The sequence below is a fragment of the Streptomyces sp. NPDC051569 genome (assembly GCF_044454085.1).
Lineage (GTDB): Bacteria > Actinomycetota > Actinomycetes > Streptomycetales > Streptomycetaceae > Streptomyces.
In genome coordinates, this window is the sequence record NZ_JBITDJ010000001.1 from 311240 (window position 1) to 333654 (window position 22415).

General features: G+C 69.3%; 21 protein-coding genes. 16 read left to right on the forward strand and 5 right to left on the reverse strand.

The window, feature by feature from the left end:
- Positions 1-42 precede the first annotated feature (42 nt).
- From ACIBAE_RS01330 to ACIBAE_RS01380, 11 genes are all read left to right on the forward strand, one after another.
- The gene (locus tag ACIBAE_RS01330) at positions 43-1401 is read left to right on the forward strand and encodes an MraY family glycosyltransferase (protein ID WP_399281673.1); all 1359 of its coding nucleotides are present in this window, start codon (positions 43-45) and stop codon (positions 1399-1401) included.
- A gap of 277 nt (positions 1402-1678) precedes the next feature.
- Complete coding sequence (locus ACIBAE_RS01335; protein ID WP_399281674.1) at positions 1679-2116, forward strand: hypothetical protein; 438 nt, start codon at positions 1679-1681, stop codon at positions 2114-2116.
- 210 nt (positions 2117-2326) lie between these two features.
- A complete protein-coding gene (gene atpB / locus ACIBAE_RS01340) occupies positions 2327-3163 on the forward strand; it encodes a F0F1 ATP synthase subunit A (RefSeq protein WP_399281987.1) in 837 nt (278 codons plus the stop codon).
- Between the two features lie 75 nt (positions 3164-3238).
- The gene (gene atpE / locus ACIBAE_RS01345; RefSeq protein ID WP_073889576.1) at positions 3239-3469 is read left to right on the forward strand and encodes an ATP synthase F0 subunit C; all 231 of its coding nucleotides are present in this window, start codon (positions 3239-3241) and stop codon (positions 3467-3469) included.
- Positions 3470-3510: 41 nt separating this feature from the next.
- On the forward strand, positions 3511-4065 hold the full coding sequence (locus tag ACIBAE_RS01350) for a F0F1 ATP synthase subunit B (RefSeq protein WP_399281675.1): 555 nt from the start codon (positions 3511-3513) through the stop codon (positions 4063-4065).
- Positions 4062-4877: a F0F1 ATP synthase subunit delta gene (locus tag ACIBAE_RS01355; protein ID WP_399281676.1), complete on the forward strand. Its 816-nt coding sequence runs from the start codon at positions 4062-4064 to the stop codon at positions 4875-4877. The genes ACIBAE_RS01350 and ACIBAE_RS01355 overlap by 4 nt, the downstream gene beginning before the upstream one ends.
- Before the next feature lie 139 nt (positions 4878-5016).
- On the forward strand, positions 5017-6612 hold the full coding sequence (gene atpA / locus ACIBAE_RS01360; RefSeq protein WP_399281678.1) for a F0F1 ATP synthase subunit alpha: 1596 nt from the start codon (positions 5017-5019) through the stop codon (positions 6610-6612).
- 20 nt (positions 6613-6632) lie between these two features.
- A complete protein-coding gene (locus ACIBAE_RS01365; protein ID WP_399281679.1) occupies positions 6633-7550 on the forward strand; it encodes a F0F1 ATP synthase subunit gamma in 918 nt (305 codons plus the stop codon).
- Positions 7550-9004 carry a F0F1 ATP synthase subunit beta gene (gene atpD, locus ACIBAE_RS01370; RefSeq protein WP_399281680.1) on the forward strand — a complete coding sequence of 485 codons (1455 nt, stop codon included), beginning with the start codon at positions 7550-7552 and terminating at the stop codon, positions 9002-9004. Before ACIBAE_RS01365 ends, atpD begins: the two co-directional genes overlap by 1 nt.
- A 123-nt stretch (positions 9005-9127) precedes the next feature.
- The gene (locus ACIBAE_RS01375; protein ID WP_399281681.1) at positions 9128-9502 is read left to right on the forward strand and encodes a F0F1 ATP synthase subunit epsilon; all 375 of its coding nucleotides are present in this window, start codon (positions 9128-9130) and stop codon (positions 9500-9502) included.
- Positions 9503-9634: 132 nt separating this feature from the next.
- Complete coding sequence (locus ACIBAE_RS01380) at positions 9635-10081, forward strand: DUF2550 domain-containing protein (RefSeq protein ID WP_399281682.1); 447 nt, start codon at positions 9635-9637, stop codon at positions 10079-10081.
- A gap of 88 nt (positions 10082-10169) precedes the next feature.
- Here the strand turns inward: ACIBAE_RS01380 and ACIBAE_RS01385 are convergent, their stop codons facing one another.
- The 3 genes from ACIBAE_RS01385 to ACIBAE_RS01395 all read right to left on the reverse strand — a co-directional run bounded on the left by ACIBAE_RS01385 (position 10170) and on the right by ACIBAE_RS01395 (position 14981).
- Positions 10170-12041 (reverse strand): glycosyl hydrolase family 18 protein, encoded by a 1872-nt coding sequence (locus tag ACIBAE_RS01385; protein WP_399281683.1) that lies wholly within the window; start codon positions 12039-12041, stop codon positions 10170-10172.
- A 201-nt stretch (positions 12042-12242) separates the two neighbouring features.
- Positions 12243-14252 (reverse strand): GTP-binding protein, encoded by a 2010-nt coding sequence (locus ACIBAE_RS01390; protein ID WP_399281684.1) that lies wholly within the window; start codon positions 14250-14252, stop codon positions 12243-12245.
- Positions 14253-14408: 156 nt separating this feature from the next.
- The gene (locus ACIBAE_RS01395) at positions 14409-14981 is read right to left on the reverse strand and encodes a cob(I)yrinic acid a,c-diamide adenosyltransferase (protein WP_399281685.1); all 573 of its coding nucleotides are present in this window, start codon (positions 14979-14981) and stop codon (positions 14409-14411) included.
- A 180-nt stretch (positions 14982-15161) separates the two neighbouring features.
- Between ACIBAE_RS01395 and ACIBAE_RS01400 the strand changes: the two genes are divergently transcribed.
- From ACIBAE_RS01400 to ACIBAE_RS01410, 3 genes are all read left to right on the forward strand, one after another.
- Positions 15162-16010 carry a 3-hydroxyacyl-CoA dehydrogenase family protein gene (locus ACIBAE_RS01400; protein ID WP_399281686.1) on the forward strand — a complete coding sequence of 283 codons (849 nt, stop codon included), beginning with the start codon at positions 15162-15164 and terminating at the stop codon, positions 16008-16010.
- Positions 16011-16153: 143 nt separating this feature from the next.
- Entirely contained in the window at positions 16154-16477 is a 324-nt protein-coding gene (locus ACIBAE_RS01405; RefSeq protein WP_399281687.1) for an STAS domain-containing protein, read from the forward strand.
- A gap of 203 nt (positions 16478-16680) precedes the next feature.
- The gene (locus ACIBAE_RS01410; RefSeq protein ID WP_399281688.1) at positions 16681-19380 is read left to right on the forward strand and encodes an ATP-binding protein; all 2700 of its coding nucleotides are present in this window, start codon (positions 16681-16683) and stop codon (positions 19378-19380) included.
- Between the two features lie 96 nt (positions 19381-19476).
- Here ACIBAE_RS01410 and nucS read toward each other — a convergent pair whose 3' ends face one another.
- Positions 19477-20148: an endonuclease NucS gene (nucS, locus tag ACIBAE_RS01415; protein WP_399281689.1), complete on the reverse strand. Its 672-nt coding sequence runs from the start codon at positions 20146-20148 to the stop codon at positions 19477-19479.
- A gap of 214 nt (positions 20149-20362) precedes the next feature.
- Here nucS and ACIBAE_RS01420 point away from each other — a divergent pair, with 214 nt between their 5' ends.
- Positions 20363-20755, forward strand: a complete 393-nt coding sequence (locus ACIBAE_RS01420) for an SCO5389 family protein (protein WP_399281690.1) — start codon at positions 20363-20365, stop codon at positions 20753-20755.
- Between the two features lie 61 nt (positions 20756-20816).
- Here the strand turns inward: ACIBAE_RS01420 and ACIBAE_RS01425 are convergent, their stop codons facing one another.
- Complete coding sequence (locus ACIBAE_RS01425) at positions 20817-21842, reverse strand: LLM class flavin-dependent oxidoreductase (protein WP_399281691.1); 1026 nt, start codon at positions 21840-21842, stop codon at positions 20817-20819.
- Between the two features lie 213 nt (positions 21843-22055).
- On the opposite strand from ACIBAE_RS01425, the gene ACIBAE_RS01430 reads away from it, so the two are divergent.
- On the forward strand, positions 22056-22388 hold the full coding sequence (locus ACIBAE_RS01430; protein ID WP_399281692.1) for an ATP/GTP-binding protein: 333 nt from the start codon (positions 22056-22058) through the stop codon (positions 22386-22388).
- Positions 22389-22415 lie beyond the last annotated feature (27 nt).

Genomic DNA, 22415 nt, shown 5'->3' on the forward strand with positions numbered 1-22415 from the left:
GTGTGGGGCTGAGATGGCCGGCGATTCCTGTGGGGCAAACCCGTGCGTGATTACCTGCTGACGCTGTGTGTGACGGCTGCGGTGACCTATCTGCTGACCGGCCCGGTGCGGAAGTTCGCCATCGCGACCGGTGCGATGCCCGAGATCCGCGCCCGTGACGTTCACCGCGAACCGACGCCGAGACTCGGCGGCATCGCCATGTTCTTCGGGCTGTGCGCGGGACTGCTCGTCGCCGACAACCTGCAGAACCTCAACGGGGTCTTCGAGTTGTCCAACGAGCCGCGCGCGCTGCTCTCCGGCGCCGCTCTGATCTGGCTGGTCGGCGTCCTGGACGACAAGTTCGAGATCGACGCCCTGATCAAACTCGGCGCGCAGATGATCGCCGCGGGCGTGATGGTGGTGCAGGGGCTGACGATCCTGTGGATCCCGGTGCCCGGCTACGGCACCGTCTCGCTGACCTCCTGGCAGGGCACCCTGCTCACTGTCGCGCTGGTCGTCATCACGATCAACGCGGTCAACTTCGTGGACGGTCTGGACGGTCTCGCGGCGGGCATGGTCTGCATCGCGGCCGGGGCGTTCTTCCTGTACACGTACCGGATCTGGTACGGGTACGGCATCGAGGCGGCCGCCCCCGCGACGCTCTTCGCCGCCATCCTGATGGGCATGTGCGTGGGTTTCCTGCCGCACAACATGCACCCCGCCCGGATCTTCATGGGTGACTCGGGATCGATGCTGATCGGACTGGTGCTCGCCGCCGGCGCGATCTCGGTGACGGGCCAGGTCGACCCGGACGCCCTGAAGATCTTCGAGGGCTCCACCCGTGAGGCCACCCACGCGGCGCTGCCGGTCTTCATCCCCCTGCTGCTGCCGCTGACGATCATCGCGATCCCGTTCGCCGACCTGGTGCTGGCGGTCGTACGCCGTACCTGGAACGGCAAATCACCGTTCGCCGCGGACCGGGGCCATCTCCACCACCGGCTGCTGGAGATCGGCCACTCGCACAGCAGGTCCGTCCTGATCATGTACTTCTGGTCGGCGCTGATCGCGTTCGGTGTGGTGGCGTACTCGGTGCACTCGGCGTCGACCTGGATCGTGCTGGTCATCGTCGGGCTGAGCGCGGTCGGTCTGGTGCTCCTGCTGCTGCCGCGCTTCACGCCGCGCGCTCCGCTCTGGGCGCAGGCCTTCGTGCCGCCGCGCTACCGGCGCCGCCGGTGGCAGGAGGAGCGCTACGGCCGTGCCGGGAACGCGGTCGGGGCCGGAGCGGAAGCCGAACGGGCCCAGGAGGCCCTGGAGGAGGCGGGAGCGGAACGTACGCCCGTTCCGGCCGGCGTCAACGGGGCGACGGCTCTGAGCGCTCGTTCGCGTTTTCCCGATCGTGGGAAAGCCAGTTCACGTAACTGAACGATCGGGCATTTTTCCCATCGCGGCGCATTACCAGGCAAGCCGTGCTGTTGTCTTGCTCACGCGCGCACGGTCACTCTCGCGTGTGACGGTCCGCACAGTCCAGAGTAAAGACCTCATCAAATAGTTTGTGATATCGTTCACGAAGCTCGGCGACAGAGCCGAAAGACCCTAGTGCGAGGGTGCGTTGGCCCGAGAGCCTTCTCTCGGACCGGGCCTACGCTCGTCCATGACGACCTCATCTGCCCCACCCAGTCCACCCAGCGGAGCCGCCGCCATGCCGTCCAACGACGTCCGGAACCTCCTTCACACCGCCGTACCCACCGCTGCCGTCGGCGCGATCGCCGCCGTGATCAGCGGGGTGCTCGCGGGCGGCAAGGGAGCTCTCGGAGCCGCCGTCGGAGCGCTGGTGGTCATGGTCTTCATGGGCATCGGGCTCGTGGTGCTGAACAGGACAGCGAAGTCCCTGCCGCATTTGTTCCAGGCGATGGGCCTGATGCTGTACACGGCCCAGCTGTTGCTGCTCTTCATCTTCGTGGCGACCTTCAAGGACACCACGCTGTTCAACCCGAAAGCCTTTGCCATCACGCTCGTCGCGGCGACCCTCGCGTGGATCGCCGCCCAGGCCCGTGCGCATATGAAGGCCAAGATCCTCTATGTCGAACCCGACTCCTCGAAGGCCGACACGACCACGAAGACGGGGTCGTCGACGTGAGGGGTAGGGCCGGGATAAGCACCGGTTCCGGATCCTGCTATCGTCCGGTGCCAACTGCGGCATTGCGGGCGCGGGCATCCGAGCTGACGCCTGTACCCACGCGAGGCTCAAGGCCCGACCGCTGTTCCCACATCCGTTTCACCAGTCCAGTGCCGTACCGCGGCTGTGCGCCGTGCCGACACAACGAGGTTGCCGTACCTATGCGCCATGCTGAAGGAGCCCGCGGTGAGTGCTGACCCGACGCAGGTGCTCGCCTTCGAGACCGACTGCCACATCTTCGATGGTTGTGGCTTCCCGGCACCCGGCCTGCACTCGTTCCTGTTCGAGCCCCTGGTGGGTGACGCGAGCAGCAACCTGTACTTCAACAAGCCGATGCTGCTGGCGCTGCTCGGCTCGATCATCATCGTCGGCTTCTTCTGGGCCGCCTTCCGCAAGCCGAAGATCGTCCCCGGCAAGCTCCAGATGGTGGCTGAGGCCGGCTACGACTTCGTCCGGCGCGGCATCGTCTACGAGACGCTCGGCAAGCGCGAGGGCGAGAAGTACGTCCCGCTGGTCGTGTCGCTGTTCTTCTTCGTCTGGATGATGAACCTCTGGTCGATCATCCCGGTCGCGCAGTTCCCGGTGACGGCGATCATCGCGTACCCGATCGTGCTCGCACTGATCGTCTATGTCCTGTGGGTGTCGCTGACCTTCAAGCGGCACGGATTCGTCGGCGCGCTCAAGAACATCACCGGCTACGACAAGTCGCTCGGCCCGGTGCTCCCGCTGGCCATGCTGATCGAGTTCTTCTCGAACCTGCTGGTCCGGCCGTTCACCCACGCCGTGCGACTCTTCGCGAACATGTTCGCCGGTCACACCCTGCTGCTGCTCTTCACGATCGCCAGCTGGTACCTGCTGAACGGCCTGGGGATCGTGTACGCGGGCGTCTCGTTCATCATGGTCATCGTGATGACGGCCTTCGAGCTCTTCATCCAGGCGCTGCAGGCGTACGTCTTCGTACTCCTGACCGTCACCTACATCCAGGGCGCGCTCGCCGAGAACCACTGATCGGCGCCCGCTTCACCACCCAAGTCGTCCGGTGGCCAACCCCCACCGGTCCGTGAAAGAGAAGGAAGAACTGGCATGTCCCAGACTCTTGCTGCTGTCAGCGGCTCCCTCGGTTCCGTCGGCTACGGCCTCGCCGCGATCGGCCCCGGCGTCGGCGTCGGCATCATCTTCGGTAACGGTACCCAGGCTCTCGCCCGTCAGCCCGAGGCCGCCGGTCTGATCCGCGCCAACCAGATCCTCGGCTTCGCGTTCTGTGAGGCGCTGGCCCTCATCGGTCTGGTCATGCCGTTCGTCTACGGCACGTGATCTTCGATTCACGACCAGCCCACTAGACGAAAGGCACTGATATGAGCGCACTGCTCACTATCGCGTCCGGGGAGTTGGAGAACCCCCTGGTCCCGCCGATTCCCGAGCTCGTCATTGGCCTGCTCGCCTTCGTCATCGTCTTCGGTTTCCTCGCCAAGAAGCTCCTCCCGAACATCAACAAGGTTCTGGAACAGCGTCGCGAGGCCATCGAAGGCGGCATGGAGAAGGCCGACGCGGCCAAGACCGAGGCCGAGAGCGTTCTTGAGCAGTACAAGGCTCAGCTCGCCGAGGCCCGTCACGAAGCTGCCCGGCTCCGCCAGGAGGCGACCGAGCAGGGTGTCGCGATCATCCAGGAGATGAAGGCCGAAGGCCAGCGTCAGCGCGAAGAGATCATCGCCGCCGGCCACACCCAGATCGAGGCGGACCGCAAGGCCGCGGCCGGCGCACTCCGCCGCGACGTGGGCAAGCTCGCCACCGACCTGGCCGGCAAGCTCGTCGGCGAGTCCCTTGAGGACCACGCCCGGCAGAGCCGCACCATCGACCGCTTCCTCGACGAACTCGAGGACGGCGCCGAGAAGGCCGAGGCCGCACGATGAACGGAGCGAGCCGCGAGGCACTGGCTGCCGCACGTGAGCGCCTCGACGCGCTGACCGACAGCACCTCGGTCGACGCGGCGAAGCTCGCCGACGAGCTGGCCGCCGTGACCGCGCTGCTCGACCGTGAGGTCTCACTGCGCCGGGTCCTGACCGATCCGGCCCAGGCCGGCGAGGCCAAGGCCGAGCTGGCCGGGCGCCTGCTGAGCGGGCAGGTGGGCGGCACCGCCGTCGACCTGATCTCCGGCATGGTCCGGTCCCGCTGGTCGCAGCCCCGCGACCTCGTGGACGCGGTGGAGGAGCTGGCGGCCACCGCCGAGCTCACCGCCGCCCAGCGGACCGGCGCGCTCGACGACGTGGAGGACGAGCTGTTCCGGTTCGGCCGGATCGTCGAGTCCAGCACCGAACTGCGGGCCGCGCTGACCGACCGGGCCGCTACGGTCCCCGCCAAGACCGGGCTGCTCAGCAGCCTGCTCGGCGGCCGGGCCGACGCGAGCACCGAGCGCCTTGTCGTGCGCCTGGTGACCCAGCCCCGTGGACGTAGCCTGGAAGCGGGTCTTCAGACCCTGTCCCGGCTCGCCGCGGCCCGCCGGGACCGCATGGTCGCCGTCGTGACCTCGGCGGTGCCGCTCACCGACGGACAGAAGCAGCGCCTCGGCGCCGCTCTGGCGAAGCTGTACGGCCACCCCATGCACCTGAACCTGGACGTGGACCCCGAGGTCCTCGGCGGGATCTCGGTGCGGGTCGGCGACGAGGTCATCAACGGCACGGTCGCGGAGCGTCTCGAAGAGGCGACCCGACGGCTCGCCGGCTGACGTCCGCGACGGACCGCCAACAGAAAACAGCAAGACCAGCGGCCCGGTTGGGCCGTGCAGAAATTGCGGAAGATTCCTGGGGGTCGCCCCCAGACCCCCTTAGAAACTTCGGGCCCAACAAGGAGAGCAGGGAACCCAGATGGCGGAGCTCACGATCCGGCCGGAGGAGATCCGGGACGCGCTGGAGAACTTTGTCCAGTCGTACAAGCCGGACGCGGCCTCGCGCGAGGAGGTCGGTACGGTCAGCGTGGCCGGAGACGGCATCGCCAAGATCGAGGGTCTTCCCTCGGCCATGGCGAACGAGCTGCTGAAGTTCGAGGACGGCACCCTTGGTCTCGCCCTCAACCTTGAGGAGCGCGAGATCGGTGCGATCGTCCTCGGCGAATTCAGCGGTGTCGAGGAGGGACAGTCGGTCACCCGTACCGGCGAGGTCCTCTCCGTCGCTGTCGGCGAGGGCTACCTGGGTCGCGTCGTCGACCCCCTCGGCAACCCGATCGACGGCCTCGGCGAGATCGAGACCGATGAACGCCGCGCCCTGGAGCTGCAGGCCCCGGGCGTCATGATCCGCAAGTCGGTCCACGAGCCGATGCAGACCGGCTACAAGGCTGTCGACGCCATGGTGCCGATCGGCCGTGGCCAGCGTCAGCTGATCATCGGCGACCGTCAGACCGGCAAGACCGCGCTGGCCGTCGACACGATCATCAACCAGCGTGACAACTGGCGCTCGGGCGACACGAAGAAGCAGGTCCGCTGCATCTACGTCGCCATCGGCCAGAAGGGCTCCACCATCGCGTCCGTACGCGGTGCGCTGGAGGAGGCGGGCGCGCTCGAGTACACGACGATCGTCGCCGCCCCCGCGTCCGACCCGGCCGGCTTCAAGTACCTGGCGCCGTACACCGGTTCGGCCATCGGCCAGCACTGGATGTACCAGGGCAAGCACGTCCTGATCATCTTCGACGACCTTTCGAAGCAGGCCGACGCCTACCGCGCCGTGTCCCTGCTGCTGCGCCGCCCGCCGGGCCGTGAGGCGTACCCGGGCGACGTCTTCTACCTGCACTCGCGTCTGCTGGAGCGCTGCGCCAAGCTCTCCGACGAGATGGGTGCCGGTTCGATGACGGGTCTCCCGATCGTCGAGACGAAGGCCAACGACGTGTCGGCGTTCATCCCGACCAACGTCATCTCCATCACCGACGGCCAGTGCTTCCTGGAGTCCGACCTCTTCAACGCCGGCCAGCGTCCGGCTCTGAACGTCGGTATCTCGGTCTCCCGCGTCGGTGGCTCCGCCCAGCACAAGGCCATGAAGCAGGTTTCCGGCCGACTGCGCGTGGACCTCGCCCAGTACCGTGAGCTGGAGGCGTTCGCCTCCTTCGGCTCCGACCTGGACGCGGCCTCCAAGGCGTCGCTGGAGCGCGGTAAGCGCATGGTCGAGCTGCTGAAGCAGCCGCAGTACTCGCCGTACCCGATGGAGGAGCAGGTCGTCTCCGTCTGGGCCGGCACCACCGGCAAGATGGACGACGTACCGGTCAACGACATCCGCCGCTTCGAGACCGAGCTGCTGGAGTACCTGCGCCGCGAGCGCAAGGAACTGCTGACCAGCATCGCCGAGGGCGGCAAGATGTCCGACGACACGCTGCAGTCCGTCGCGGACGCCATCACCGCCTTCAAGCAGCAGTTCGAGACCTCGGACGGCAAGCTCCTGGGCGACGACGCGCCGGCCGCCAACGCGTCCAAGTGACGACGGAAGGGACCTGACTCATGGGAGCCCAGCTCCGGGTCTACAAGCGTCGCATCAAATCCGTCACCGCGACCAAGAAGATCACCAAGGCGATGGAGATGATCGCCGCCTCGCGCATCGTCAAGGCGCAGCGCCAGGTGGCGGCGTCCACGCCGTACGCGATCGAGCTGACCCGCGCGGTCACCGCGGTCGCGACGGGGTCGACGACGAAGCACCCGCTGACCACCGAGGCGGAGTCTCCGGTCCGTGCCGCGGTTCTGCTCATCACGAGCGACCGCGGTCTGGCCGGCGGCTACTCCTCGAACGCCATCAAGGCGGCGGAGCAGCTCACCGAGCGGCTCCGTGGTGAGGGCAAGGAGGTCGACACGTACATCGTCGGCCGCAAGGGTGTCGCCTACTACGGCTTCCGTGAGCGCAAGGTCACGGACGCGTGGAGCGGCTTCACCGACAACCCGACGTACGCGGACGCCAAGAAGGTGTCGGCTCCGCTGATCGCGGCCGTCCAGCAGGACACGGCCGAGGGTGGCGTGGACGAGCTCCACGTCGTCTTCACCGAGTTCGTCTCGATGCTGACGCAGACACCGGTCAAGAACCGGCTGCTGCCCCTCAGCCTTGAGCAGGCGGCGGAAGAAGCCGGTACGAAGGGCGAGATCCTTCCGCTGTTCGACTTCGAGCCGTCGGCGGAGGACGTCCTCGACGCTCTGCTGCCGCGCTACGTCGAAAGCCGTATCTACAACGCGCTGCTCCAGGCCGCTGCTTCCAAGCACGCTGCCACCCGCCGCGCGATGAAGTCGGCGACCGACAACGCCGGAGAGCTCATCAAGACGTTCTCCCGGCTTGCCAACGCGGCCCGCCAGGCCGAAATCACCCAGGAAATCAGCGAGATCGTCGGTGGCGCCAGCGCCCTGGCCGACGCGACCGCGGGGAGTGACAAATAATGACCACCACTGTTGAGCCGACCGCTCCTGCCGGCGTGGCCACCGGCCGTGTCGCGCGGGTCATCGGCCCGGTCGTCGACGTGGAGTTCCCCGTCGACGCGATGCCGGAGATCTACAACGCGCTGACCGTCCAGGTGGCCGACCCGGCCGAGGACGGGAAGCTCAAGAAGCTGACCCTGGAAGTCGCCCAGCACCTGGGTGACGGTGTGGTCCGCGCCATCTCGATGCAGCCCACCGACGGTCTGGTCCGCCAGGCCGCGGTGACCGACACGGGCAACGGCATCACGGTGCCGGTCGGCGAAGTCACCAAGGGCAAGGTGTTCAACACCCTCGGTGAGATCCTGAACAAGCCCGAGGCCGAGTCGGAGATCACCGAGCGGTGGCCCATCCACCGCAAGGCGCCCACGTTCGACCAGCTCGAGTCGAAGACCGAGATGTTCGAGACCGGCGTCAAGGTCATCGACCTGCTGACCCCGTACGTCAAGGGCGGCAAGATCGGTCTGTTCGGTGGTGCCGGTGTCGGCAAGACCGTGCTGATCCAGGAAATGATCTACCGCGTCGCCAACAACCACGACGGTGTGTCGGTGTTCGCGGGCGTCGGTGAGCGTACCCGTGAGGGCAACGACCTCATCGAGGAGATGACCGACTCCGGCGTCATCGACAAGACGGCGCTTGTCTTCGGTCAGATGGATGAGCCGCCGGGCACGCGTCTTCGCGTCGCGCTGGCCGGTCTGACCATGGCGGAGTACTTCCGCGATGTGCAGAAGCAGGACGTGCTCTTCTTCATCGACAACATCTTCCGTTACACCCAGGCGGGTTCGGAGGTGTCCACCCTGCTCGGCCGTATGCCGTCCGCGGTGGGTTACCAGCCGAACCTGGCCGACGAGATGGGTCTCCTCCAGGAGCGCATCACGTCGACCCGCGGTCACTCGATCACCTCGATGCAGGCGATCTACGTCCCCGCGGACGACCTGACCGACCCGGCCCCGGCCACCACGTTCGCCCACCTCGACGCGACGACGGTTCTCTCCCGTCCGATCTCCGAGAAGGGCATCTACCCGGCCGTGGACCCGCTGGACTCCACGTCCCGCATCCTGGACCCGCGCTACATCGCGCAGGACCACTACGACACGGCGACCCGTGTCAAGGGGATCCTGCAGAAGTACAAGGACCTCCAGGACATCATCGCGATCCTCGGTATCGACGAGCTGGGCGAGGAGGACAAGCTCGTTGTCCACCGTGCCCGTCGCGTCGAGCGCTTCCTGTCGCAGAACACCCACGTCGCCAAGCAGTTCACCGGCGTGGACGGTTCGGACGTTCCGCTCGACGAGTCGATCACCGCGTTCAACGCGATCTGCGACGGGGACTACGACCACTTCCCCGAGCAGGCGTTCTTCATGTGCGGTGGCATTGAGGACCTCAAGGCCAACGCCAAGGAGCTGGGCGTCTCCTGAGCCCCCGCGGCTCATGGAGGGGGGCGGGTTCGTCCTGCCCCCCTCCGACGCTCCCATCGACACCCCATAGAATTAAGCCCAACACCCGGCTGAACAGCCGGGTGGTGACCCGAGGAGCCACCCTTGGCTGCTGAGCTGCATGTCGAGCTGGTCGCCGCTGACCGCAGTGTCTGGTCCGGCGAGGCCACCCTGGTCGTCGCGCGCACCGCGTCCGGCGACATCGGCGTCATGCCCGGTCACCAGCCGCTCCTGGGTGTGCTGGAGTCGGGCCCGGTGACCATTCGTACGAGCGACGGCGGGACGGTCGTGGCCGCTGTGCACGGCGGTTTCATCTCGTTCGCCGACAACAAGCTTTCGCTGCTGGCGGAGATCGTCGAGCTGGCGGACGAGATCGATGCCCAGCGCGCCGAGCGTGCGCTGGAACGCGCGAAGTCGGACGACGACGATGCCGCTGAGCGGCGCGCCGACGTCCGGATGCGCGCGGTGGCGGTGCGCTGACGCGCGTCGCGGACGCTTTACCCTCAGCCGCGGCCCTGGCTGGACTCTCCAGACCGGGTCGCGGCTGAGGCGATGCAGGTGGCAGGCGCTGTTCTTGGTCCGGGACTGGATAAGGCGAGGAGGTCGGTGTTGATGATCCTCGTTCTGCTCGTGTGCGGACTGGTCGTCGTACTGGTTGCGGTGGGGCTCTTCGTCTTCGGTCTGCGCCGGCGGCTGATCCAGCGCTCCGGAGGGACCTTCGACTGCAGCCTGCGCTGGAATGTGCCGGAGGAACCCGATCTCTCCGGCAAGGGCTGGGTGTACGGCGTCGCCCGCTACAACAGCGACCGGATCAACTGGTTCCGGGTCTTCTCGTACGCCCCCCGCCCGCGCCGCACCCTGGAGCGCTCGGCGATCGAGGTCCTGGCCCGCCGCGCCCCCGAGGGCGAGGAGGAGCTGGCCCTGCTCTCCGACGCGGTCATCCTGGTGTGCGCGCTCGGCGAGGTCCGCCTGGAGCTGGCGATGAGCGACGACGCGCTCACGGGCTTCCTCGCGTGGCTGGAGGCGGCGCCGCCGGGACAGCGCGTGAACGTGGCCTGAGCGGGCCTCCGGAGTTTCCGGGACGAAGATGACGTGAGGGGGGCGGCGCCGATGCGCCGCCCCCCTCACGTGTGCCGCCGGACAGGACTTAGCCGAGGCCGCCGCTGAGCGCGGTCACCAGTTCGCCGCTCGCGGTGTCACCGGTGAAGTCCCAGAAGAACGCGCCTCCCAGGCCCTGCTGGTTCGCCCACGACATCTTGGACGTGACCGTGGCCGGGGTGTCGTAGCTCCACCAGTTGGTGCCGCAGTGGGCGTAGCTGGTGCCGGCGATCGTGCCGGTGGGCGGGCAGGTGTTCTTGAGGATCTTGTAGTCCTCGATGCCCGCCTCGTACGTGCCGGGGGCGGCGCCGGTCGCGGTGCCGCCCGGGGCGTCCTGGGTCACGCCCGTCCAGCCGCGCCCGTAGAAGCCGATGCCGAGCAGCAGCTTGCCGGCCGGGACTCCCTGTGCCTTGAACTTGGCTATCGCCTCGGCGGAGTTGAAGCCGGCCTGCGGGATGCCCGGGTACGAGGTGAGCGGGGAGTGCGGGGCCGTGGGGCCCTGCGCGGCGAAGGCGCCGAAGAAGTCGTACGTCATGACGTTGAACCAGTTCAGCGACGGGGCAGCGCCCGCGTAGTCGACCTTGTCGATCTTGCCACCGGCCGAGGCGTCCGCCGTGACAGCCGCGGTGACCAGGGCGTTCGCGCCGAACTTGGCCCGCATGGCCTGCACCATGGTCTTGAAGGAGGCCGAGCCGCTGGTGTCGCAGGACAGGCCGCAGGCGTTCGGGTACTCCCAGTCCAGGTCGATGCCGTCGAAGACGCCGGCCCAGCGGGGGTCCTTCACCAGGTCGTAGCAGGACTGCGCGAAGGCCGTCGGGTTCTTCACGGCGTCCGGGAAGCCGCCGGACCAGGTCCATCCGCCGAAGGACCAGAGGACCTTGATGTTCGGGTACTTGGCCTTGAGCTTGCGCAGCTGGTTGAAGTTGCCGCGCAGCGGCTGGTCCCAGGTGTCGGCGACGCCGTCGACCGCCTGGTCGGCCGTGTACGCCTTGTCGGTAGCGGCGTAGGCGTCACCCATGGCGCATTTGCCGCCGGTGACATTGCCGAACGCGTAGTTGATGTGGGTGATCTTGGCCGCGGAGCCGGAGGACACCACGTTCTTGACGTGGTAGTTCCGGTCGTAGACGCCCCACTCGGTGAAGTAGCCGAGCTTGACCTTGCCGCCGGTGCCCGGGCCGCCCGGGTCGGTGCCGCCACCGCCGCCGCCCGTGGTGCGGACCGCGCGGGCGCCGCTGACCGGGCCGGTCTGGTCGGCCGTGTCACGGGCCTGGACGGTGTACGAGTAGTCGGTGCCCGCGCTCAGACCGGTGTTGGTGTACGTCGTACCGGTGACCGTGGCGATCTTCGCGCCGCCCCGCAGGACGTCGTAGTTCTTGACGCCCTTGTCGTCCGTCGCCGCCGTCCAGCTCAGGGTGACCGAGGTGTCGGTGATGCCGCTCGCGGTCGGGGTGCCGGGCGCGGAGGGCGGGTTGTCGGCGGGAACGCCGCCGCCGGTGCCGTCGCACGCGGCGCCGTTCAGCTTGCAGCCGGACGGCGAGCCCGCGCCGGCGCCGTTGAAGCCGAAGCTGACCGACGCGCCGGGGGCGAGGGTGCCGTTGTAGGACTTGTTCCTGGCGGTCCAGTGGTTGGCGGAAGCGGTGATGTCGGCGTCCCAGCCGGAGGTCACGGCGGTGCCGGCGGGGAAGTCCCACTCCACGGTCCAGGCGCTGAGGCTGGTGGTGCCGGTGTTCTTCACCGTCCACTTGCCCTCGAAGCCGGTGCCCCAGTCGGACGCCTTGGCGTAGGTGGCGGTCGCCGAGGTCGCGGCCTCGGCGGGGGAGGCCAGCCCGACGAGGGCGGCCATCGGAAGCAGCAGCGCGGTAAGGCCCGCGACGGCTCTGGATCTGAACCGGGCTCCGGGGAGGGAGGGTCTGATGTTCATCGTGCTCCTCAGGTGAGTACTACCGGACAATGTCGGGGTTGGTCCGTGCACCGCTCACCCTGCGACGGCTCACCGCAGTGTGTTGCGGTGAGAGTAAGAAGGTCTGGACCACTCGTCAATAGGTCCAGACCAAAGGCGACCCATAGCTGCCGATGCGTCAACTCCCTTGCCGTGGAGCTTCCTTGTTCCCAGCCCGCCCGCTCAGCCGTCCTCCCGGCGGCCGCCGACCCGCCGCATGACGCGGAGCAGGTACTCCCTGCGGTGCAGTGGATCGTGGTCCGACCTCGGCCGCTCCGGGACCGCGCCATGGACCGGTTGGTAGTGGTCGAAGGCGCACTCCAGAAGGCCTTCGCCGCTGGTCAGCGACGGCAGCTGGAGCTCCAGCCCGTGCACCGAGGCGGCCGGGATCTCGCCGTGCACCAGATAGGACGAACCGCGCGTCACGGATGTCCGCGGTACGGCACGCAGCCGCGCCAGCACCGGCAGCACCGCTCCGAACAGGTCCGCCGGGATGTCGAGGCGGAAGCGGTGCATGGGTTCGTACACCCGCGTACCCGCCTGTCGCAGCGCGCTCATCAGGACCAGCGGCGTCAGGTGGCGGAAGTCCGCGCCGGTGCTCGACATGCTCTTGTCGAAGATGGCGTGGGAGTGGCTCTGCCGTGCTGAGTAGCCGGAACGCGTCATGGTGACCGTGCAGTCGGTGACCTGCCAGCCGTGAATTCCTTGGCGCAAGGTCTCTTCGACGGTTTCCTCGACCGCCTTGAAAAAGGCGAACGGCATCGAGCCGAGTTCGACATCGAGCCGGAATTCGACTCCCGTATCGGCCGGTGCCGGGTCGATGCGCAGTCCGATGGTCGCGAGGAACGGATTGGGATCGGCGCCGAGAATTTCGACGGCCGTACCGGAATCGACCGGCCGTTCGATATGCAGGGTGGTCGTTTCGCGGAAGGTGACATCGATGCCGAAATCGTTCGCCAGCGTCGCCTGGATGACTTCTTTCTGGACCTCGCCGTAGAGCGAGAGAGACATGTCCCGCTGGATGTCGTCCTGGCGGAGATTGATCAGCGGATCCTGCTCGGCGAGCTGGGAGAGCGCGATGTGCAGCGCTCCTCTGTCGGCGGGGCGGCTGGGGGAGACGATCGTCTCCAGGGTCGGCGGGGAGAAGTGGTGGCTGTCCGCGGGTGCCTGGCGCGTCGTGCCGAACGCGTCCCCGATACGGATGCCGCCGAGTCCCCAGAGCCTGCCGATCCGGCCCGCGGCCACCGAGTCGCCCGGCCGGTCGGAGCCGCGCTCGAACACGCTGATCGCGGTGACCTTGCCCCCCTCGCCCCCGCGGACGTGCACACGGTCCCGTACCCGAAGAGTTCCCGAGAGCATCCGGACGTAGGCGATCTTCTCCCCGGCCGGACCGCGTTCGATCTTGAAGACGGTGCCCGAGACCGGACCACCGGCATCGCCCTCGTCCGCCGGCAGCAGTTCGGTGATGCCCGCGATCAGGTCGTCCACCCCGGCGCCCGTGATGGCCGAGCCGAAGAACACCGGATGCACCAGGGCCCGCCCGGTCTGCGCCGCGAGTTCGCCGCGCAGTCGCGCGTACGGGAGGGCCGTCTCGTCGTCGACGTACGCGGCGAGGAACGCGTCGTCGTGGTCGGCGAGGAGACCGATGAGCCGGGACGTGAAATCGGCGTCGCCGGCGCCGTACGGCACGCAGTGCGCGCCCCGTGTACCCAGCCCGCCGGCCGAGCACATCGCGATGTTCGCCGCGGCCAGTTTCCCGGTGATGCCCCGCAGCACCCGCTCGTCCTGGGCGCCACGGCGGTCGATCTTGTTCACGAAGACGAGGGTGGGGATGCGCAGCCGCTGGAGCGTCCGCATCAGTACGCGGGTCTGCGCCTGTACGCCCTCCACGGCGGAGACGACCAGCACCGCGCCGTCGAGCACGCTCAGCACCCGCTCCACCTCGGCGATGAAGTCCGGGTGACCGGGTGTGTCGATCAGATTGACGGTGATGTCGTCGACGACGAAGGAGGCGACGGCGGACTTGATGGTGATGCCGCGTTGCCGCTCCAGCGCCAGGGAATCGGTCCGGGTGCTGCCTTGATCGACGCTGCCCATGTCGTCGATGACGTCGGCCGCGTGAAGCAGCCGCTCCGTCAGGCTTGTCTTACCGGCGTCAACATGCGCCAGAATTCCCAGGTTCAGTGTTCGCACGACGTGTCATGTCCTTGGAATAGGTGTCAATTTCCTCCTGGATGGACGGGAAAGCTCGGCACATGGTCGTGACTCCTCGATCGGTCGGATGCTGTCGGGGAAGTGCAGCAGAGGGCCGCCCCGGAAAGCAACCGCATTAATTCCGGTGCGTGTCCGTCAGCGCTCGCCGCCCGGCACCCACAGAATGTCGCCGACCTCCTTGTTGGCCGTTCGCGCCAGAATGAAGAGGAGATCGGACAGACGGTTCAGATACGTCGCCGTGAGCGGGTTCATCAGTTCGGCGTGTGCCTCGAACGCCGCCCAGGTCGAGCGCTCGGCGCGTCGTACGACCGTGCACGCCTGGTGCAGCAGCGCCGCGCCGGGGGTGCCGCCGGGGAGGATGAAGCTGCGCAGTTTGTCGAGCGTCTCCAGGAAGTGGTCGCAGTCCGCCTCCAGCTTGTCGATGTACGACTGCTCGACCCGCAGCGGCGGGTACTCCGGGTTCTCCACGACCGGCGTGGCGAGGTCCGCGCCCACGTCGAAGAGGTCGTTCTGGACCCGGACAAGGACCTTCACGACCTCGGTGGGGAGCTGTCCCAGGGCGATCGCCGTACCGATGGCGGCGTTGGCCTCGTTCGCGTCGGCGTACGCGGCGATCCGCAGATCGGTCTTCGCGGTACGGCTCATGTCACCGAGCGCGGTGGTTCCCTTGTCGCCGGTGCGGGTATAGATGCGCGTCAGATTGACCATACGGCCAGCCTAGTTGCGCGGTACGGGGACCTCGGGGGAGCACTCCGATGTGATGTCCGTCATGTGAGACGTGACGCGCATCTCTTCACCGCCACTCGGCCGTCCGTGAACGCTAACCTCCGGCAGAGCACGCAAATGTAAACCAGGCGTTAAGGCCGGAGAAGAATCAAGGGGTGCGTCGTGGCCAGGAAGCTCGCCGTCATCGGGGCCGGACTCATGGGGTCCGGTATCGCGCAGGTCTCGGCGCAGGCCGGCTGGGACGTCGTGTTGCGTGACGTCACCGACGCGGCGCTGGCCCGTGGGATCGACGGCATCAGGGCCTCGTACGGCAAGTTCGTCGCCAAGGGCAAGCTCGAAGAGGCGGACGCCGACGCGGCGCTCGCCCGGATCAGCACGACCACCGACCTGGACGCCGTCGCCGACGCGGACATCGTCGTCGAGGCCGTCTTCGAGAAGCTCGACGTGAAGCACGAGATCTTCCGGGCGCTCGACAAGCTCGTTCGGGACGACGCCGTCCTCGCCTCCAACACCTCGGCCATCCCGATCACCAAGATCGCGGCGGTGACCGGACGTCCGGAGCGGGTCGTCGGCACGCACTTCTTCTCGCCGGTGCCGATGATGGGGCTCTGCGAGCTGGTGCGCGGCTACAAGACCAGCGACGAAACCCTGGCCACCGCTCGGGAGTTCGCCGAATCGGTGGGGAAGACCTGCATCGTCGTCAACCGCGATGTGGCAGGCTTTGTGACCACACGGCTGATCTCCGCCCTGGTCGTCGAGGCCGCCAAGCTCTACGAGTCGGGCGTCGCGTCCGCCGAGGACATCGACATCGCGTGCAAGCTGGGCTTCGGCCACGCCATGGGCCCGCTCGCCACCGCCGACCTGACCGGTGTCGACATCCTGCTCCACGCGACGGAGAACATCTACACCGAGTCGCAGGACGAGAAGTTCGCACCGCCGGAGCTGATGCGCCGGATGGTGGACGCGGGTGACATCGGCCGTAAGAGCGGGCAGGGGTTCTACAAGCACTGAGCCGTGTCCCCGGTGTTCACATCGCCCCACAGGGTGAATTTGGTATCGGTTCGCTCACGGACGACAACTTCTTCTGCTGTCGGGCAATCAGTTCTTTGAAGACAGAACAGACACGGAGCACGAAGCACTCGCGGGGAGAGCGTATGCACATCAGGGGCGACCACGCCGAGCTGGTCGTCGGGGGCCGCCTCGACGTCCGCAGCGCGGCGGACGCCCGTACGGTCCTGCACTCGGCCGTCGACGACGGAGCCGGCGACCTCGTGCTCGACCTGACCGATCTGGACTCCTGGGACGCCACCGGACTCGGCGTCATCATGGGAGCCCACCGGCGTGCGGGGCGGTGCGGCCGGAGGCTTGTGCTGCGCGGCGTTCCGCCGCAGATGCAGCGGTTGCTGGTGGCCACCAGATTGCACCGCATTCTCGCCATCGAGGGCGGAATCGCCGCGGAGTCGCTGCCCCGGGTGTGACCCGGCCGCCCTGTCCCGCCCTCCTGACCACCGTGACGAACCGGACCGGGTGGCACCCCGGCTGATCGTCGATAAGGTGCGGAGGTCTAGGGTTCGGCCGTCTGCCGATTGACGGACCCGCAGGGCAGGCACCGGACCAGCAGCGACAGATGGGCGTGCGAGGCCGGGAGCAGCCGCACGCCACGATCTGGGGGACTTTCACCATGGACCCGATGAGCCGGGGACCGGAAGACTACGGCCACGACGAGGGACGGCCCGGCGACGGGCGCCTTGGTGACGGGCGCCTTGGCGACGGGCGCCAGGACGACGGACGGCCCGGCGAGAACAGCGACCCGGGGCGTCCGCCGCGCGTCGCCCTTCCGCCCGGCCCCGCGGCCAGGCCCGCCGTCCCATCCGCCATCCCTCCGGCGCCGGCCCACCTCAAGGGCGCGGGCACCACCCCGCCGCCCGCCCGCACGGTCCAGCTGACCTCGGGCGACCTCCTGCTCACCGTCAACCCCGTGGACGGCAGCGAGATCGAGCTCTGCCCGCCGGGCCGGCAGCCCGCCACCCCTGCCCGGCGCGGCGCCCAGGAGCGCGTCGCTCTGCAGCGCGCCGGCCGCCCGCCCGTACCTGCAGGACCCGCCGCGCCGCCGCTCCCGCTGCTGGAGCGGCGTGAGGAGCGCGAGCGGCTGATACGGATGCTGGAGCGCGGCCGCTCCATACGCCTGACCGGGCCCGCGGGGTCCGGGAGGACCTCCCTGCTCGAAGCCGTCGCGGCGGAGTGCGCGCACCTCGCGCCCGACGGAGTCGTACGCCTCTCCGGTCACCACCGCACCACCACCGAGCTGCTGTACGAGCTGTACGCGACCGTATACAAGCCCGCGCTCCACCGGCCGGACCGCGCAGGGCTGCTCGGACTGGTCCACGGCATCGGCGCGGTCGTCGTCCTGGACGATCTGGAACTGGGCGGGGAGGCACTGGACGAACTCCTCGCCGCGACGCCCGAGTGCGCCTACCTGTTCGCCGCGACGCCCGACACCGACCCGCCCTCCCCCGACGCGCGCCTGGAAGAGGTCGCCCTCGGCGGCCTGGGCCGCGGCTCGTCGCTGGAACTGCTGGAGCGCGCCGTGGAACGGCCGCTCACCGACGAGGAGGCGAACTGGGCGGGCGACCTCTGGTTCGAGTCCGAGGGCCTCCCCGTGCGCTTCGTCCAGGCCGGGGCGCTGCTGCGCCAGCGCGACCGGCTCCTCGGTGTCCCCGAGGCTTTCGACGAGTTCGAGCCCTTCGCCCGCAGCTCCGCCGAGGCACCGTACGAGACACCGGCCGACAGCCCGGACGGGTACGACGTACCGCTGCCCTCCGTCGGCGAGGGCGCCGCGCCCGCGGCCCTGCTCGCCTCCCGGCTCAGTGAAGCCGCCCGCGCCACCCTGCGGTTCGCCGTCGCGCTCGGCGGCGAGGTCCCGCACCAGGCCCATCTGCCGGCCCTGGTCGGCGACACACACGCGGACGCCGCACTCGGCGAGCTGATGAGCTGCGCGCTGCTCACCCCCGTCGGCGGGCGCTACCGGCTCGCCCCCGGAGTCGTCGCCCAGCTGGAGGAGAAGGGGTACGGCGACGACGCCGCGGCTCACGCGCACACCGCCGCCCAGCACTACGCCTGGTGGGCGGGACACCCCTCGGTGACACCCGAGCGCGCCGCGGCCGAGGCGGACGCCATCCTCGCGTCGATGGCCCCGCTGGTGCCGGGCCAGGAGGCGGGGCACCCGAGCGCCGCCGTCCTGCTGGCCCGCAGCGCCGCCCCCGCCTTCCTGGCGGGGCTGCACTGGGGCGCCTGGGAAAGGGCCCTGCGGGCCGGCTCGGAGGCCGCCAGGATCGCCGGGGAGGTCGCCGAAGAGGCTTACTTCCACCATGAGTTGGGCGTGCTCGCGCTCTGCGTCGGAAATCTGGACCGGGCCCGTGCCGAGCTGGAGGCGTCGATCGCCATGCGTGGCGCGCTCGCCGACAAGAGCGGCACGGTCGCGGGACGCAGGGCGCTGGCCCTGGTCACGGACCGGGAGGGCGGGCTGTCCGCCGAGCGCACGCCGGTGGGGGAGGGGGGCGCACTCGTACGGTACGAGGCCCCCGCGTCCCCGGGTGTCTCCGCGACGGCGGGCACCGCCGTCCTGCCGGCGCTGCCCGGCCCGCCCGGAGCGGCCGGGACCGCCGCCTCGGCCACCCGGCGCGACCTGCCGGTCTCCGCCCCCGCCACCGGCCCTGGCGGACGGCCTCCGGCGCCCGCGCGGCGTCCGGTGCTCGGCGGTGCCCGTCGCAACCTGGTCGCGGCCGGCGCGGGCGCGGTGCTCGCGGCCGTACTCGGCACGATGGTGACGCTGGGCGCGACCTCCGGCAACGACGCCTCGCAGACGGACCAGCTCCGCACGGAACAGCCCGACGATCCGGACGGCGACGGTGACGGCGTGGTGGACGGGCAGCCCACCGACAGCTCGACCCGCCAGCCCGGCGGAGCCCAGGCCGAGCAGGGCCGGCCCGGCCCGTCCACCCCGGCCGGCGGCGGCGTCCCGTCCGGTACGGCTCCGGTGCCCGGCACGCCCGCCGGCAGCACCTCGTCCCCCGGCGGCAACGGCGGGGCCGGAGGCGATCCGGCGGACCCGGGCGGGTCGCAGGCGCCGCCGACGAAGCCGACATCGCACCCGACCACGCCGTCGCACACGCCCTCGGAGACCACGCCCACGGAGGAGCCCCCGACCGAGGAGCCGTCCGGGACGCCCTCGGACACCCCGCCGCCGTCCGCGCCCCAGAGCTCGGCGAGCGGGCCGGCCCCGAGCCTCAGCGCGAGCGCCCCGGAGCCCGTCGGCCCGACGGCCTCCGCGTACCCGACAGCCGCCGCCTATCCGACCGCCTCGGCGGACTGGTTCGCCTAGTACGGCGCCCCGCGGCGGCGCCGCCCTGGCCTCGTGACGGCGAACGGCCCGCGACCGGGTGCTGGTCGCGGGCCGTTCGTGGTCGGAACTCCGTGCTCAGAACAGGCGGAGCTTGTCGTCCTCGATGCCGCGCAGCCCGTTGTAGTCGAGGACGACGCAGCCGATGCCCCGGTCCGTCGCCAGCACACGCGCCTGCGGCTTGATCTCCTGGGCCGCGAACAGGCCCTTCACCGGAGCCAGATGGGGATCGCGGTTCAGCAGCTCCAGATAGCGCGTCAGCTGCTCCACGCCGTCGATGTCGCCGCGCCGCTTGATCTCCACCGCCACGGTCCCGCCGTCCGCGTCCCGGCACAGGATGTCCACAGGACCGATCGCCGTCGGGTATTCGCGGCGGATCAGGCTGTAGCCCTTGCCCAGTGTCTCGATCCGGTCCGCGAGCAGCTCCTGGAGGTGCGCTTCCACGCCGTCCTTGATGAGGCCCGGGTCGACGCCCAGCTCGTGCGAGGAGTCGTGGAGGACTTCCTCCATCGTGATGATCAGTTTCTCGCCCGCTTTGTTCACGACCGTCCATACGCCGGCCTGCTCGCCCGAGCCCTCCTTGAGGGTGCACGGCGGCGACATCCAGTTGAGCGGTTTGTACGCCCGGTCGTCGGCGTGGATCGACACACTGCCGTCGGCCTTGACCAGGATGAGGCGGGGAGCGGAGGGCAGGTGGGCGGTGAGCCGGCCCGCGTAGTCAACGGAGCAGCGGGCAATGACGAGACGCATGGTCGGCAACGCTACTCGACTGCCCCCGCCGCGCGCGATTCGCCCCGGAAGCCCCCTTCGTTATTGGCCGGTTGTGTTCCCATTCTCCTGGTGCGGTTCGGACAGCGCGCCTAACGTGGATGCAGGAGGTCGCCGGTCGTGCACGCTGCGTCGTCGTCGCCTTCTTTTCCCTGCCCGTACGACCCCGCTGCTCGGGGTCGCGAGAGGAGAACCCATGTCGCTCGACGTCTCACCGGCACTGTTGGAACAGGCCGAGCGAGGCGAGGTCGACGAAGCTGCTTTCGTCGACTGCGTCCGGACCTCCCTGCCCTACGCATGGGAGATGATCAGTTCTCTGGTGGCACAGCTGAAGGTGGACGGTGGAGAGTTCGCCGACAACCAGACGCCTCCGCCGGACGAGCAGGCCCGCGGTCAGCTGCTGCGCGCGCTGGCGAGTGATGCCATTCGCGGTGCGCTCCAGCGGCACTTCGGAGTGCGTCTCGCGTTCCAGAACTGCCACCGCGTCGCGGTGTTCCCGCTGGACTCCTCGGTCGACGAGCGGCATGCCCGCTTCACCTCGATCAGGGGCCAGTTGCTCAACCAGTCGCCTGAACTGCGGGACTGCTGAGGTCCGTCGCTGCCGCTCCGCATCGCGGAACGACGTCCTCCGCGGTGTCGGAGCGGCAGCTTCAGGTGAGCAGCGGCAGGACCTCGGACCCCAGTCGCCGTACGTTCTCCTCCGTCGCCGCCAGGTCGCCGGAGCCTTCGACGAGCAGCGCGAAGCGCGTGATTCCGGTCCGTTCGGCGGTGACCGCGAGCCGGTCGGCCGCCAGCCGGGGAGGCCCGACCGGATGCAGGTCGCACAGCAGTTCCGTATAGGCGACGGGGTCCCGCATCGACCTGGTCCTGCCGTCGACCGTCACATGGGCACCGAGTCCTTGCCGCAGCCAGCCGGGCACCGCCTTGACCAGGGTCTCCTTCGCCTCGGTCCGGCGGTCCGCGATCTGCGCCACCCCGGCCGACACATGGCCGGCCCCCTCGATCTCGTGGGACGGGCGGCCCGCCGCCCGCGCGTGGGTACGCCACAGGGTGACCATCTCCGCCTTCTCGTCGTCGCCGCAGTGCATGCCCAGCAGCATGGGCAGGCCGTGTTCGGCGGCGAGTTTCACGCTCCTCGGCGAGGTGCAGGCGACGACGACCTCGGGTCCTTCCTTGTCCAGCAGCTCGTCGGGTCGCGGGACGACGGGTACTTCGCGGAAACGGAAGCGTTCCCCCGAGGCCGAGACGCTCGGTTCCCGAAGCCAGCGCAGGAGCAACCCGAGGGACTCGGGGAAGTCCCGCTCGTACGCGCCCAGGCCGGCGCCGAAGACCTCCAGGTCGATCCAGGGGCCGCCCCGGCCCACGCCGAGCGAGAACCGGCCGCCGGAGACGAGGTGCAGCAGTGCGGCCTGCTCGCCGAGCGCCACCGGATGGACGTTCGGCAACACACTGACCGCCGTACCCACCCGGATGTGCCGGGTGCGGCCGAGGAGCAGTCCCGCCAGGGTGACGGCCGATGGACAGACTCCGTACGGCACGAAGTGGTGCTCGGCGAGCCAGACGGCGTCGAGCCCGGATTCCTCGGCGACTTCGGCGGTGCGCACCGCCCGGTGCAGCGCTTCCCCGGGTCCCTGGCCCGGGAATTGCGCCGCCAGTACAAAAGCCCCAACACGCATCGCCTTCTGCCTCCTCGCGGCCGACGCGACTCCCCCTTACCGGCAACAACGTCTGACACGTGCCAAAGGCACGGCCGGGCGGCAAGTTCTTGCGATTGTCCGCTAACCGGCGCCCCTGGGGGCTCCGTCCTCGGGCCCCGGGGGACGTGTACCCGCGCGTGCGGGCCGTAGGCTTGTCGGGAACCGTGCTGTCCGGCCCCCGTGAGGTGTCCTGTGTCCCCGCGCCGCAACCGCCCCCGTGGCGGCGACCAACCGACCGAGCGAGCCGATGACACGGCCGGGGAGCGGTATGGCGGCTTCCAGCGGGCGGAGTCCTGGCAGGGCGAGGCGTGGTCGGTACGGCATGTGGCCGGGGCCGGCTCCGCGGGCAAGCGCTACCGCTGCCCCGGCTGCGACCAGGAGATCCCTTCGGGGGTCGCGCATGTGGTCGCCTGGCCCGAGTACGGCGGCGTGGAGGACCGGCGCCACTGGCACCAGGCCTGCTGGAACGCGAAGGACCGCCGCACCACGCGGGTGCAGCGGTCCCGGAACGCGCCGAAGTACTGAAACGGGCTCAGGCGTCGACGCCGGCGT

Bases quoted from the DNA above. Each gene is read 5' to 3' on its own strand.
- ACIBAE_RS01335 (WP_399281674.1), top strand. From the start codon at position 1,679: ATGCCGTCCAACGACGTCCGGAACCTCCTTCACACCGCCGTACCCACC.
- atpE (WP_073889576.1), top strand. From the start codon at position 3,239: ATGTCCCAGACTCTTGCTGCTGTCAGCGGCTCCCTCGGTTCCGTCGGC.
- ACIBAE_RS01350 (WP_399281675.1), top strand. From the start codon at position 3,511: ATGAGCGCACTGCTCACTATCGCGTCCGGGGAGTTGGAGAACCCCCTG.
- ACIBAE_RS01355 (WP_399281676.1), top strand. From the start codon at position 4,062: ATGAACGGAGCGAGCCGCGAGGCACTGGCTGCCGCACGTGAGCGCCTC.
- atpA (WP_399281678.1), top strand. From the start codon at position 5,017: ATGGCGGAGCTCACGATCCGGCCGGAGGAGATCCGGGACGCGCTGGAG.
- ACIBAE_RS01365 (WP_399281679.1), top strand. From the start codon at position 6,633: ATGGGAGCCCAGCTCCGGGTCTACAAGCGTCGCATCAAATCCGTCACC.
- atpD (WP_399281680.1), top strand. From the start codon at position 7,550: ATGACCACCACTGTTGAGCCGACCGCTCCTGCCGGCGTGGCCACCGGC.
- ACIBAE_RS01380 (WP_399281682.1), top strand. From the start codon at position 9,635: ATGATCCTCGTTCTGCTCGTGTGCGGACTGGTCGTCGTACTGGTTGCG.
- ACIBAE_RS01385 (WP_399281683.1), bottom strand. From the start codon at position 12,041: ATGAACATCAGACCCTCCCTCCCCGGAGCCCGGTTCAGATCCAGAGCC.
- ACIBAE_RS01395 (WP_399281685.1), bottom strand. From the start codon at position 14,981: ATGGTCAATCTGACGCGCATCTATACCCGCACCGGCGACAAGGGAACC.
- ACIBAE_RS01405 (WP_399281687.1), top strand. From the start codon at position 16,154: ATGCACATCAGGGGCGACCACGCCGAGCTGGTCGTCGGGGGCCGCCTC.
- ACIBAE_RS01410 (WP_399281688.1), top strand. From the start codon at position 16,681: ATGGACCCGATGAGCCGGGGACCGGAAGACTACGGCCACGACGAGGGA.
- nucS (WP_399281689.1), bottom strand. From the start codon at position 20,148: ATGCGTCTCGTCATTGCCCGCTGCTCCGTTGACTACGCGGGCCGGCTC.
- ACIBAE_RS01420 (WP_399281690.1), top strand. From the start codon at position 20,363: ATGTCGCTCGACGTCTCACCGGCACTGTTGGAACAGGCCGAGCGAGGC.
- ACIBAE_RS01425 (WP_399281691.1), bottom strand. From the start codon at position 21,842: ATGCGTGTTGGGGCTTTTGTACTGGCGGCGCAATTCCCGGGCCAGGGA.